This window comes from Cytobacillus depressus, assembly GCF_008923245.1.
Classification (GTDB): Bacteria; Bacillota; Bacilli; order Bacillales; family Cytobacillaceae; genus Cytobacillus; species Cytobacillus depressus.
In genome coordinates, this window is sequence record NZ_WBOS01000017.1 from 89,523 (window position 1) to 103,356 (window position 13,834).

Here is a 13,834-nt window from a genome sequence, read left to right on the forward strand (position 1 = left end):
CTTTTAAATGATCGTATTTTTTAATGATCCAAGAGCGGTTATTTCTAACTCTACTTCATCCCCTGGTTCTAACCAGCGATGAACATCGGTCCCAAGCTCTAATATACAGCCGCTTCCGACTGTACCAGATCCAATTAAATCACCAGGATATAAATTCACCCCATCTGAAGCCCTTTCAATCATTTCAGCAAATGAATAGTAAATATCTCGCATATTTCCTTCTGAAAGAAGGACGTTATTCACCTTCGCAGTCATTGTTAAGTCATAGCCGTTCTCAACCCGATATTCTTCTAATTCATCTTTTGACACAAGATACGGACCAATGGTTGTCGCAAAATCCTTGCCCTTCGCAGGCCCAAGACCTACCTTCATTTCTTTTCTCTGAATATCTCTTGCACTCCAGTCATTCAAAATACAGTAGCCAAAAATATATTCGTCCGCGTTTTCAGCTTTAATATTCATCCCTTCTTTGCCAATTACACACGCAATTTCTAATTCATAATCAAGCCAATTGCATTGTTTTGGCCGGACAATCGCCTCATTTGGCCCCTTAATCGCTAGATGGTTGGAGTAATAAAAGACAGGAATGTCATACCATTCAGGCATCATTTCTAAACCACGGCTCTCTCTGGCGGTTTTTACATGCTCTTCAAATGCATAGAAATCTCGAAAGCTCCTCGGATTTGGCAGCGGGGCATTAAGTAAAACATTTTCAAGAGAGTAAACACCCTTCTCATTATCAGAAAGGGAAGACAAATAGTTTAAAAAAAATGTGTGATTTTCCACAAATGAAAGCATGTCTTTCGGCAGCACCCCATTGGAGGCTTCATGCATATCAATGACAAATTGGTCATTTTTCATCCATCCAGCGCGAATGGACCCATCCTCTTTTTGGAAGGTTACGAATTTCATAGCATCACCCTGGATTTGTTTTTCTTACTAATTCAAATACATCTGTCATTGGCTTGGTATACATTTGACCAGCAAGACGACCAATAGGCTTCAGTTTTTCAGAGTTAATTCTTCCTTTATCATATAGCTCATCTGCTACATGGACATGTTCAACCTTTCCAATAACGAGACTGCCAGCCCCCTTATGTTCACCAAAATGAAGGACATCGTATAATGTACATTCAAGATGAACTTTAGATTCTTTCACCCGTGGCGGTTTAACTGTTTCACTTGTCACTTTTGTCAGACCAGCAATAGCCATTTCATCAGTTTCAGCAGGAAATTCTGTCGCACAAATATTCATTTGTTCTACGAAGTCCTCACTTACGATATTAATGACAAACTCCTTTGTTATTTCAATATTTTTGAGTGTATCCTTTTTTGCACTGTCGGATCCTCTTCTCATCGGGGAAAAGCAAATGAGCATAGGATCCGCACATATGGCCGTAAAGAAACTGAAAGGAGCCGCATTGACAACACCTTTTTGATCAATCGTTGTAACAAAAGCAATAGGGCGAGGCAAAATGGAACCGACTAAAAGTTTATATGCCTCTCTCCACTCAAGATTACTTGGGGTTATCTCCATCTTTACACCGCCCGATCTTTTTAAATTTTGCTTAACGCTTCTACAAATGCTTCATTATCTTTTCGATTACCAAACGTCATTCTAAAGGCATCAGCATAGCCATTAAGCTTCATCTGTCTGACTAAAAACCCTTTAGTAATTAATTGCTCTGTCACTGGAATTTGACTGTACACATAAATAAAATTCGTTTGTGAATGGAAAAATGGCAAACCAAATTTTCTTAACTGCTCACAAACATAAGCTCTTTCTACAGCATTTTTCTCCGCACAGTCCCGAATGAAATCTTGGTCTTCCAGTGCGTAAATCGCAGCCACCTGTGCAACTTGATTGACATTAAAAACATCCTTCACCTTATGAAGTTCCTTTACGATTTGTTTATTCATCATCCCGTATCCGACCCGTAAGCCTGCTAACCCATATATTTTAGAAAAAGTCCGCAAGATAACTAAATTAGGATGGGATTCAAGAAGGGGAATGGAGTGCAAATATTGATCTGAAGTCACATATTCGTAATATGCCTCATCTAAAACCATTAATATATGTGCTGGAACCTTCTTGATAAATTCGGCCAGCTCTTCTTTTCCGACAATCGTTCCAGTTGGGTTATTAGGATTACAAATAAAGATCATTTTTGTTTTTGCTGTTATATTTTCAAGCATGGATGGTAAATGATGAACCCCATTTATTAATGGGACCTTAATTGCTTTTCCCCCTTCAATTACAACATTTGTTTCATACCGGGGAAAGGTGATATCAGCCATGATCGCTTCATCACCTTTATTAATATATGCCCGTGTTAACAGCCTGATTAATTCGTCTGACCCATTCCCTGCTAGCAGCTGATCTTCTTTTATTTGATAAAATTTAGCCAGCCGCCTTATTAATGCGGATGTGTGACCATCTGGATAGAGATGAAGTGAATTCAGCTGTTCCTTCATCGCGTCTTTCACCTTTTGGGAACAGCCATAAATATTTTCATTATCAGACATTTTCCGAATAATATTTAAACCGTATTTCTCTTTTAACTTTTCTGGTGAGAGGCCAATAGGATAAGATTGTATTTGCTCAAGCTCACTTTTTGTCAGTATTTTGGCCATATATTTATAGATTTCCCCTTCTTTCCTGTTCCCGTTCGATCGATTCGAATAAAGCTTTGAAGTTCCCCTCTCCGAATCCTCTAGCACCTTTACGCTGGATGACCTCAATAAATAATGTCGGCCGGTCAACAACTGGCTTAGTGAAAATTTGCAGAAGATAGCCTTCATCATCACGATCAACTAAAATACTTAATTCTTTCAATTTATCAATCTCTTCATCAATTTTCCCGACACGCTCAGATAAGGCTTCATAATAAGTAGCTGGTGTATTTAAAAATTCGATGCCATTTTTACGCAATATACTGACTGTACTAACGATGTCTTCAGTTAATAGAGCGAGATGCTGAACACCGGGTCCGTTGTAGAAGTCAAGATATTCTTCAATTTGTGATTTCCTTTTCCCGATTGCCGGCTCATTAATCGGGAATTTAATTCGCCCGCCATTGTGCATGACTTTTGACATAAGCGCAGAATATTCCGTGCTTATATCTTTATCAGTGAAATGAGTCATCTCTTTAAAGCCCATGACATTCGCATAATAATTTACCCATTCTTCCATTCTCTCTACATTGCCGACAACGTGGTCGATGCCGATAAATCCTGCGTCTTCAAATGGAACAGTCAACTCTAGCGGTTCATACCCTGGCATGAAGACGCCTTGATAATTATTTCGCTCAACTAGCGTATGGATCGTATCTCCATATGTGCCAATCACCGCTTTTTTAACAGTCCCATGCTCATCCTTTAATTCGAAAGGTGGCATGATTTCAATGGCGCCTCTTGAAACAGCTTCTTTATACGCTTTTTCTACATCATCAACTGTTAATGCGATATCCTTCACACCATCTCCATGCTTTTTCACGAAAGAAGAAACTCTGCTGCTATCTGTTAATGTGCCAGTGATGACAAGGCGAATTTTTCTTTGTTGGAGAACATAGGAAACGGTTTCACGGTTGCCCGTTTCAAGTCCGGAATAGGCCACCGGCTTGAAGCCGAACGCCGAGCAAAAATAATAGCATGATTGCTTCGCATTTCCAGAGTAAATTTCTAAGTAATCCACTTCTTTAACGGGAAAGAAATCCTCTCCTTTTTGTTTGCCGACAGCTTGCTTTTCTTTCATTCGAATTCCCCCAATTCAAAAATTATTAATATTCTGAATTAATATTATATGAATGATGGAAATATTCTCAAGAACACAAATTAAAGCTACAATGCACTTATGCGTTAAAGTATACATCTTAGATTTTTAAAGATTTTTTCATCGCTGGTGAAAGATGAATGGCTTGTTTTTTTATGGCCTCAACCGCTTCAGCGATCCCTTCATTTATGCTCGGATGCGGGTATAACGGAAACGAAAAGTCTTCATCCCTCGCTGCCATTTCTAATGAAAAAACTCCACTTGAAATTAGTTCTACTGCTCCAAATCCAAAAATATGCATACCAAGTAAAAAGTGATCATCCTTATCAAAGATAACCTTTATCAGGCCATCTTTCTTTCCTAAAACGGAAGCATACCCACTGCTTGTTAATGGAAAAATAGCTGATGCTACAGAATGTCCTAGATTAATCGCTTTTGCCTCAGTTAGACCAACAGAGGCAATGGGAGGCCTAGTATGTGCAACGATAGGCAAAAAGCGCAAATCGGTTTCAGAAGGAATACCGGCTATCACTTCTGCTGCTGTTTTTCCTTGTTTAATTGCCTTTACAGCTAGATTAGGGCCTTCAGTAACATCTCCAATCGCAAAAATATGTTTACATGATGTCCGGCACTCCTCGTTTACTAAAATAAAGCCGTTTTCACACGTTTTGATGCCGATTCGATTGATTCCGATTGAGTCTGTGTTTGGAATATAAAAACTAGAGACAAACAAGTGTGTGCCTGTTATCGCTTCTTCTCCTGTTTTATTAACTATATGAATAGTAACCTCTTCCTCACTTACGTAAGCATTCGTCACAATACTGCCTTTTATTACTTGAATTTGATTCTTCTTTAATACTCGCTTGAGCTCACGATTGATTGAAGAATCAAATTTAAAATCGTCTTCTTCGATGATTAGGACTACCTGTGAGCCAAGGGCATTATAGGCCATCGCGATTTCTAAAGCAATATAATCATTTCCGTATATGAGCAGCTTTTCCGGAACCATTTTTATTTCGGTTATGGACCAAGAATCAAGAATCCGCTTATGATCAATTTCAATTCCTTCCGGTGCTTTAGGCGTGCTTCCAGTAGCAATAATCGCATGTTTAAAACGGTAAACTTCATATTGCTCCCCATTTTCAACACCTATCCGATCCTCTGAAAGAAAAAATGCCGACCCTTTAATGATTTCCACCTTATTTGCTTTACATAGAGATCGAACACCTTCTCGGAGCTGACTCATCGTTTTATCTTTATAAGCTTGTAATTTTTCTATATTGAATCGTATCCCATCGCTTTCAATTCCTAAGTCATCAAAATCTCGAAAGGAAGCGACTTTGTCTGCGGCATGTGTCAGTATTTTCGATGGAATACAGCCCTTATTTAGGCATTCTCCCCCTAGCTCAGCTTTTTCGATGAGTGTAACAGATTGTCCAAGCTGAGTGGCACGAATTGCTGCATTATATCCGCCAGGTCCTCCGCCAATGATGATAAGATCACGTTCGTGAGCTAGCTCGCCAACAACCATCTAAACCAACTCCAGCAATAACATTTTAGGATCTTTCATCAACTGAGCAAAACGGTTTGTAAACTTAACTGCCGTTGCGCCATCAGCGACCCGATGATCAAAAGACATAGAAATATTCATTATTTGGCGAATAATAATTTGATCATCATCTGTGACAACAGGCATCTTTTTTGTTTTATGGAAAGAAATGAGTGCAACTTCTGGATGCTGAATAATCGGTGTGGCACCGATGCTTCCACCAAGTGGCCCGACATTGCTAATGGTAAAGGTTCCACCCGAAATATCCTTTACGCTTAATTGGTTTGCTAGCGCTTTTTCCGTTAGCCTTTTCATTTCATTTTGAATATTTCGGATGGATTTGTTTTCGACATTTTGGATAACTGGGACGATGAGCCCATCCTCTGTATCAACGGCGACGCCGATATGAAGCTCTGGCTGAAGAACAATCACCTCATTCTCTTCATCTAGTCGTGCATTAAATATAGGGAACTCTTTCAGGCATATGGATAAAGCTTTCATGAAAAAAGCGGTTGCCGAAACATTTTGGTTGAGCTTTTTTATGTCTGCTCGAAACTGAATGATCTCGGTTACATCAATTTCTTCAAAATGAGTACAATGGGGAATCGTGTATTTAGATTGGACCATTTTTTTAGCAATTTGTTTTCTTCTTCCTCTAAATGGCAAAGTATATTTGTTCAAAGGGAGGTGTTCTACTGTTGCCTCGTTTAGCATCAATTCAGCTTGAATATTGCTTTCGACAGTTTGCTGCTGTTCATTCATATAGCCTAAAACATCTTCATCTGTAATTCGTCCAGCTGGTCCTGAACCTATAATGTTCTCAATAGGAACGCCATTCTCTCTCGCTATTTTTCTTGTGAATGGTGAAGCGAGAATCCTTTTCTTTCGTTCCTGTACGCTAAAAAATGACTCCGACTTTTTAGGAATGGAGAAAACTCGCTCTAAGGATCCGGATCTTTTGGCCTGCATCTCCTCTATGATTAATAATGTTGTTCCGACAGAAACCGTTTGCCCCGGCTCTACTTTAAATTCACGGATCACCCCTGCGCGAGGTGCAGGAATTTCAGCCGTCATTTTATCTGTTTGTATTTCAATAATTGGTTCATCTGCTTGAACAAAGTCGCCTGGTTTAACTAAAAAGCAATTAATTTCAGCCTCGGTCAACCCTTCGCCAATATCATGTAATTTAACTTCCATTCCATCACTCCTAAAATGCCATCACTTTTTCAATGGCAAATTTTACTCGTGCTTCAGTAGGTAAGTAATGATCCTCAAATCCGAAATATGGAACTGGTGCATCAAATCCAGTTACCCGCTCTGCCGGTGCTTTTTGATATAAAAAAGACGTATCATTAATAATTGCTAGAACATCATTTCCAACACCGCCTGTTGCATGTGCTTCATGAACGATGACAGTCCGTCCCGTCTTTTGTACGGAGGAAGCGATGATATCTTTATCAATCGGATATAAAGTCCTTAAATCAATTACTTCACAACTCACCCCTTGATCCATCATTTCTTCAGCAGCTTTCATGACAATCGGGACCATCGCTCCCCAAGTAATAATGGAGACATCCTCTCCTTCAAGGAGGATTTTGCCTTTTCCGATTTCAATCGTATATTTTTCCTCGGGGACTTCCTCTCTGCCCGCCCGATAACAGCGCATCGGCTCCATAAATAAAACAGGGTCTGGATCTTCGATAGCGGCAATTAGCAAACCTTTTGCATCATATGGACTGGATGGACAAACAACCTTAATACCTGGCATATGTGTAAATATCGCTTCCGGACTATCACAATGGATTTCAGGAGCTCTCACACCGGCTCCATATGGGGCACGAATGACCATTGGCACAGTAAAATGTCCCATTGTTCTCATGCGAAGACGTGAGGCATGTGTCATGATTTGCTCATAGGCAGGATATATAAAACTTAAAAACTGAATTTCTATCACCGGTAAAAATCCATTCACTGCCATTCCGATACCCGCACCCACAAAACCAGCTTCACTTAAAGGAGTATCCATTACACGCCCTTCCCCAAACTTTTCCTGCAGACCGTCTGTTGCCCGAAATACACCGCCATTTTTTCCGATATCTTCCCCTAAGAGCAATACTTCCGGCTTTTCCTTTAGCATCGTATCAAGGGCATCTGTAATCGCTTGAATGAGTGTCAATGATTTCGTCTTGACTACCGTGCTCATCGATTCTTACCCCCTATAAATCTTAAATACTCTTCTTTTTGCTGCGATATTTGCCATGTCGGCTCAGCAAAGACATGATCAAAAATATCGGATGGGTTTGCAGGTGAAAACGCTTCCATTTCTAAAACTGCTTCTTCTATTTCCTTTAACACATCCCTCTCCAAATTGAGCACCCATTTTTCATCATAGATTCCTTCATTTTTCATCCATCTTTCTAATCGCAATATTGGGTCTGTTTCATTTCTCCTGTGATTACTCTCCGTTTGATCACGATATTTCGTCGGATCATCAGAAGTCGTATGAGCTCCATATCGCCAAGTAACAGCTTCGATCAATGTTGGTCCTTCGCCAGTTCTCGCTCGCTCTAACGCTTTTAACGTCTCAAAATAAACGATAAAAACATCATTCCCATCTATTCTTACACTCGGCATATCATAGGCTAATGCTTTTTGGGCAATAGTTTTTGAATTCATTTGCTTTTCAATCGGAACTGAAATCGCATATTGATTATTTTGATTAAAAAAGACGACCGGCGCTTTAAATACACTTGCAAAGTTCAGTCCTTCATGGAAATCACCTTCTGATGTCGCCCCATCACCGAAGTAAGCAATGGCTGCCTGCTTTGACCCTTTTTTCTTTTCTGCTAAAGCTGCACCAGCCGCATGAGGGATTTGTGTCGCAATCGGAATACCAGGAGGAAAGATCCTTTTACCACTTGGGGGTATGCAGCCTTCGTTTCTGCCATTCCAAAATAAAAGAACATTTCTTAACGAATGTCCAAATGCTAATGCTGCTCCGTGATCCCGATACGTAGGAAACATCCAGTCCGCCCCATCTAAAGCGAATGCACTTCCAACCTGTGCCGCTTCCTGCCCTTCAAATGGTGCATATGTGCCAATTCGGCCTTGCCGCTGTAAACTTACAGCCTTCCGATCAAAAAGACGGATTCTGACTAGCTGCCGATAAAAGTTTTTAGCCAGTTCTTCAGTAATCATTTCTTCATATTCAAGATTATCTATTCGCCCGTTCGGATCCATTATTTGTAATATCGGAAACTGTCTCTCCATTCTCTCACCCTTTGCATTTTCTTTAGGAATTTAGAGATTATCACATTAGACATCGTGATTATGTTGGAAAAATTACGTTCTAACCGCCCACTTTGGTCGTTTCATATGAGAAAAAAAGCTATTTCTTCGAACTCTTGCCTCAATCCGCTTTTCACAAAATTGATTGGCGGCCTCGACAGTTGTTAAACCTTTGGCAAAAGCATAGTCATAAATATGAAGTAAGGAGTTGTAAATCGCTTTTGTTTTTTGCAGGACTCTTTCTTTATTTGGGGTGTAAAGCTCGTCAGCAACTTGAATAAGGCCGCCGGCATTTACAATATAGTCAGGTGCATATAAGATCCCTTTCTCCTTTAACACTTGGCCATGATGTAACTCTAAAAGCTGGTTATTAGCAGAGCCAACAATCGCTTTTACAGTGAGCTCAGGAATTGTCAAATCATTAATAATTCCACCCATTGCACATGGGATGAATATTTCTGCATTGGCCTGATAAATTTCATTACTTGATAATACTTTTATTAAAGCTCCAAGCGATTTTGCTTTTAATAAAAGCTTATCGATTACTTGCTGATTAATATCTGTCACATATAGGTCGGCACCTTCTTCAAGCAGCCTTTCCGCTACTTTATATCCTACTTTTCCAAGTCCTTGGATGGCATAGCTTTTGCCGCTTAAATCATCGGAGCCTGTTAAAGTTTTATTTGTGGCCTGAATTCCATTTAGGACTCCTTGAGCAGTTGGAATTGAAGAATCCCCGCTACCTCCATACACTTCATCAACACCAACTATGCAGTTCGTTTCCTTTAATGCATGAATGAAATCTTCTGGCGTAGTCCCCATATCTGTCCCTGTATAAAATCGCCCATTCAATGATTCTACAAATTGGCCAAATGCCCGAAATAGCTCAGGCGTCTTATCTTTATTCGGGTCACCAATAATAACTGCTTTGCCGCCGCCAAAATCAACGTCTGATGCCGCACATTTATAGGTCATTCCTTTTGATAATCGCAAAACATCCTCAAGTGCTTCCTCCTCACTTGAGTAGGGAAACATTCTGCAGCCCCCTAATGCAGGGCCGAGCTTTGTACTATGAATCGCAATAATTGCCTTCAAGCCTGTCAAATCATCATTACAAAAAACAACCTGCTCATGTTCTTTTATTTTTGCGAACATGTTCATGACAAATCCTCCTTCATTATTTCCTGCCGTCCTAGCAATCGGTCAATTTTACTCTTAGGAAGAATCACCTGAATGACTTCACCTTTGCCTATAAGCTTCGAGCCCATAAAAACAAACACATCCGTTATGATTTGATTTTCCTTCATTTCGATAAAAGCCGCTTGTATTTTTAGTTTTGATCCTTGAGGGGCTGGGGCAAGATGCTTTGCCGAAACAGACACACCCATTCCCTCTTCATCATCCTCTAAAAAAGGTAAAATGATTTGTCTTGATGCCCATTCCAAATGGTAAATCATCGTAACCGTTGAATAGGTCCGATGGACAACTTCCCCTTCAAATTGAGCAAACATTTCAGGTGTGACCTCTGTCTCTATCGTTATCGAATAACCAGCATGCAAACCTGGTTTCATTCAATCCCCCCAAATCCATCACATTAATATGTATGACGTTTATTTAACGATATAATACCATTTCGTATAATTGATAGTCAATAAATTGTGAAAACTTTAAAAATTCCCTCTAATCAATCATATGTTTTATTCCAAATAAAAAGGATTAATTAGCAGCTAATGCCTAATTAATCCTTTAGATAAATATATAAAATGGTTTCATTTCGCTGCGCTGGTGATTACTTCGTACATTTAGGCCTGCTCAACGAAAGCAACGACGATTTAGTTATACATAGTAGATTTTAAGATAAAAGCGCCCGGTCACTTGCCATTTTCGAGCCTCGTATCCGCTGAAACTCATTCAAAAGCTTTTCAATTGTTAAATTACCTTTTTCAACCTCATCAACTTGGAGAATAATTTGCCCTTTATCCATCATAATTAAACGATTGCCTAAATCTAACGCTTGCTGCATATTATGAGTGACCATTAAAGTCGTAAGCTTGTATTTTTCAACAATATCCCTAGTTAGTTGGGTAATGAGCTCGGCTCTTGCAGGATCAAGCGCCGCCGTATGCTCATCTAGTAATAAAATAGCCGGCTCTGTAAAAGTAGCCATTAATAACGAGAGCGCTTGCCTTTCTCCGCCTGACAATAATCCGACTTTTGCCGATAATCGATTTTCTAAGCCGAGATGAAGGGTTTCGAGCACCTCCTGAAAATATTCCTTACGTTTTTTTGTCACTCCTTTTCTTAAAGTCCTCCTTTTATTTCTCGAGTAAGCCATTGCCAAATTTTCTTCTATCGTCATGCTTGGTGCAGTTCCAGCCATTGGATCTTGAAAGACTCGGCCGATTAACTTCGCCCGCTTATATTCAGACATCATTGTGACATTTTTGCCATCAATTGAAACTTTCCCGAAATCCGGAATCATGACCCCAGATATCATATTCATTAATGTTGATTTCCCGGCACCGTTACTACCGATGACTGTAACAAAGTCCCCGGCATTTAACGTCAGATTAATATGGTCTAGCGCAATTTTTTCATCAGGTGTCCCCTCATTAAACACTTTATGAACTTGTTTCAGTTCAAGCATCTGCCTCCCCCTTTCTTTCGGAAGAGATACCGCTCATGCTTTCAGCTTGCTTTCTCGCTTTACGTTTCTTTTCCTTAGCAGAATCGATGAACTTTGGCATAATTAAGGCAAGAATTACAATGGTTGCTGTAATTAGCTTCATATCTCCCGGTTCAAGAAAATCAACTCTTAATGCGAGCGTTACAACAATTCGATAAATAATGGCTCCCCCAATGACTGCTAAAGTAGTTCTCGCAATCGTTTTCGTCCCAAACAATGCTTCTCCAATAATAACGGAGGCTAGGCCAATAATAATCATTCCAATCCCCATCCCAACATCGGCAAATCCGCCATGCTGAGCAATTAACGCACCGGAAAAAGCAACCATTGCATTCGATATCCCAAGTCCTAAAATGACGGTTAAATTAGTGTTAGCCGATAAACTTCTAATCATCCTTTTGTTATCGCCTGTCGCCCGGATTGCTAAACCAATTTCCGTTTGTAGAAACTTATCTGTTAAGAATTTGATAATAACCGTTACGATTGCCATAATAATTAATATTCCCCATGTCCTTGGTAAGCTGTCACCAAGCCCAATAGCGGATATAATACTATTAAAAATTGAGTCTAATCCTGTCTTATCCCAAGCATCTCTCACATTTGTCATTGCGGTTTCTGTATTTAATAGCGGAACGTTTGATTTCCCCATAATTCGGAGATTAATAGAATAGAGCGCAATCATCATTAATATTCCGGAAAGTAGTGCATTGATCTTACCAAATGTATGAAGTACTCCAGTAATACAGCCGGCAGCAAATCCTGCAATAAGAGCGAGGATCGTCGCAAAAAATGGATTCATTCCACCGACTATTAAAGTTGCAGCTACAGCCGCTCCTGTAACAAAGCTTCCGTCTACTGTTAAATCTGGAAAATCTAGCACTCTGAAGGATAAATATACTCCGAGTGCCATAATTGCATAGATGATTCCAGCTTCAAACGCTCCAAATACTGCTGTGAACATTTATGAATCACACCCTCTATTATTCGCCATCAAAAAATTCTGCAATTTTTCCCCACTCTTCCTTGACTTCTAGTCCTTGCTCCTCCGCCGCTTTTTTATTAATCATTAATGTTAAACTGCTTGGGAGCTCAACTGGAATCTCTGAAGGCTTTTTATTTCCTTTTAAAATTTCCGCAGCCATTTTCCCCGTTTGATAGCCAAGATCATAATAGCTAAAACCGCTTGCCGCTACTGCTCCACGTTTCATTGAGTCAAGCTCGCCCACGAATAATGGAAGCTTTTTATTGTTTGCCACAGAAATCACGGACTCTAAAGCAGATACGACTGTATTATCTGTTGGGACATAAATCGCATCAACTCTGCCAACTAAAGACTCTGCCGCTTGTTTCACTTCTGCAGATGTGGAGACAGAGGCCTCAACTATCGTTGCTCCCTTCGCTTCAGCAAGCTTTTTCACTTCAGCCACTTGAACCTCGGAATTTTGTTCGCCTGCATTGTAGATCACACCAATCGTCTTCGCTCCAGCTTCCTCAATAATAAAGTTAATCGTTTTCGCTGTTCCTTCTGGATGATTATCCGTTGTTCCTGTGATATTATTTCCTGGCTTATCAAATGCTTCAACAAGTCCAGCACCTACAGGATCGGTCACAGACGTAAACAAAATTGGAATGTCCTTCGTAGCATTTAATGCACTCACCGCACTTGGTGTTGCATTTGCAAAGATTAGATCAACCTTATCCCCTACAAAGTTATTGGCAATTGTTTGCGTATTGTTCATATCCGCTTGCGCATTTTGAAAATTATATTCAACCTTATCTCCATCCTTAAATCCTTCATCCTCTAATGCCTTTTTAAACCCTTCTGTTGCTGCATCTAGAGAAGGATGAGCAACAAATTGTGTAATACCAATCTTAAACACTTCTTTTTCTTTTTCTTTTACATCTGATGGAGCATCTTTCGTTGCCTCTTTCCCACATCCGCTCAATACGAGCAATCCTGCTGCTACCGCTAAAGAAAATGCTTTTAATGATTTTTTCATTTAGAAAAACCCCCTTTTTTTAATTATGAACACTGTATAAATAGCAGTGTGGACTACCATGTATCTTGGTAAAAAAACTAAACCACAATTCATATGATAAATAACATAACTATCGTAATAATATCGTTATATTATCATTTAAATACAGAAGTGGTCAATAATATTCAAAAAATTTGATATATTTAGATTAATATATTATGACTTTAGAAGCAAGTAAGAAATGCGGAAGCGCCTCGGTCACCCCCGACAAGCATAAGACGCTCCGAACGGAAAGGTTGTTCTTTACCTTTCTGAGCGGAGTGGCTTATGACCTCTAGGTCGACAAAAGCGCGACGTCCTGTCACATTGTCGACACTAGTACGTCCTGTACGTCGGGGGTAGGCGCTGGAGCTAGACAAAAAAAAGCATACAACTGCTTTGAACTGCCCCGTAAAAGTTAGACACTAATCTAATTTTTACGGGGGTTTTTTTATGGCAAAATTAAAAGTTGAACAAAGAATCCAAGCGGTTGAACGATATGTAAATGGACATGAATCCAT

General features: G+C 39.8%; 13 protein-coding genes. All 13 read right to left on the reverse strand.

The genetic code is table 11. From position 1 onward, the window contains the following. Positions 1 to 3: 3 nt before the first annotated feature. The 13 genes from F7731_RS21795 to F7731_RS21855 all read right to left on the reverse strand — a co-directional run bounded on the left by F7731_RS21795 (position 4) and on the right by F7731_RS21855 (position 13,295). On the reverse strand, positions 4 to 912 hold the full coding sequence (locus F7731_RS21795) for a fumarylacetoacetate hydrolase family protein (RefSeq protein WP_151536905.1): 909 nt from the start codon (positions 910 to 912) through the stop codon (positions 4 to 6). 4 nt (positions 913 to 916) lie between these two features. Next, positions 917 to 1,537: a flavin reductase family protein gene (locus tag F7731_RS21800; RefSeq protein WP_151536906.1), complete on the reverse strand. Its 621-nt coding sequence runs from the start codon at positions 1,535 to 1,537 to the stop codon at positions 917 to 919. Between the two features lie 20 nt (positions 1,538 to 1,557). Next, positions 1,558 to 2,634: a histidinol-phosphate transaminase gene (gene hisC, locus F7731_RS21805; protein WP_151536907.1), complete on the reverse strand. Its 1,077-nt coding sequence runs from the start codon at positions 2,632 to 2,634 to the stop codon at positions 1,558 to 1,560. 4 nt (positions 2,635 to 2,638) lie between these two features. Then, complete coding sequence (gene hppD / locus F7731_RS21810) at positions 2,639 to 3,754, reverse strand: 4-hydroxyphenylpyruvate dioxygenase (protein ID WP_151536908.1); 1,116 nt, start codon at positions 3,752 to 3,754, stop codon at positions 2,639 to 2,641. A gap of 118 nt (positions 3,755 to 3,872) precedes the next feature. Further along, complete coding sequence (gene lpdA, locus F7731_RS21815) at positions 3,873 to 5,303, reverse strand: dihydrolipoyl dehydrogenase (protein ID WP_151536909.1); 1,431 nt, start codon at positions 5,301 to 5,303, stop codon at positions 3,873 to 3,875. After that, positions 5,304 to 6,518, reverse strand: coding sequence for a dihydrolipoamide acetyltransferase family protein (locus F7731_RS21820; RefSeq protein WP_151536910.1), 1,215 nt, complete (start codon positions 6,516 to 6,518; stop codon positions 5,304 to 5,306). Positions 6,519 to 6,528: 10 nt separating this feature from the next. After that, positions 6,529 to 7,524, reverse strand: coding sequence for an alpha-ketoacid dehydrogenase subunit beta (locus tag F7731_RS21825; protein WP_151536911.1), 996 nt, complete (start codon positions 7,522 to 7,524; stop codon positions 6,529 to 6,531). Then, the gene (gene pdhA, locus F7731_RS21830; protein ID WP_151536912.1) at positions 7,521 to 8,591 is read right to left on the reverse strand and encodes a pyruvate dehydrogenase (acetyl-transferring) E1 component subunit alpha; all 1,071 of its coding nucleotides are present in this window, start codon (positions 8,589 to 8,591) and stop codon (positions 7,521 to 7,523) included. The genes F7731_RS21825 and pdhA overlap by 4 nt, the downstream gene beginning before the upstream one ends. 72 nt (positions 8,592 to 8,663) lie before the next feature. Next, complete coding sequence (locus F7731_RS21835; protein WP_151536913.1) at positions 8,664 to 9,770, reverse strand: Leu/Phe/Val dehydrogenase; 1,107 nt, start codon at positions 9,768 to 9,770, stop codon at positions 8,664 to 8,666. Further along, a complete protein-coding gene (locus F7731_RS21840) occupies positions 9,767 to 10,180 on the reverse strand; it encodes a thioesterase family protein (RefSeq protein WP_151536914.1) in 414 nt (137 codons plus the stop codon). The genes F7731_RS21835 and F7731_RS21840 overlap by 4 nt, the downstream gene beginning before the upstream one ends. A 281-nt stretch (positions 10,181 to 10,461) precedes the next feature. Then, entirely contained in the window at positions 10,462 to 11,256 is a 795-nt protein-coding gene (locus F7731_RS21845) for an ABC transporter ATP-binding protein (protein WP_151536915.1), read from the reverse strand. Continuing rightward, the gene (locus F7731_RS21850) at positions 11,249 to 12,256 is read right to left on the reverse strand and encodes an ABC transporter permease (protein WP_151536916.1); all 1,008 of its coding nucleotides are present in this window, start codon (positions 12,254 to 12,256) and stop codon (positions 11,249 to 11,251) included. The genes F7731_RS21845 and F7731_RS21850 overlap by 8 nt, the downstream gene beginning before the upstream one ends. Before the next feature lie 19 nt (positions 12,257 to 12,275). Beyond that, complete coding sequence (locus tag F7731_RS21855) at positions 12,276 to 13,295, reverse strand: ABC transporter substrate-binding protein (protein WP_151536917.1); 1,020 nt, start codon at positions 13,293 to 13,295, stop codon at positions 12,276 to 12,278. Positions 13,296 to 13,834: the final 539 nt, after the last annotated feature.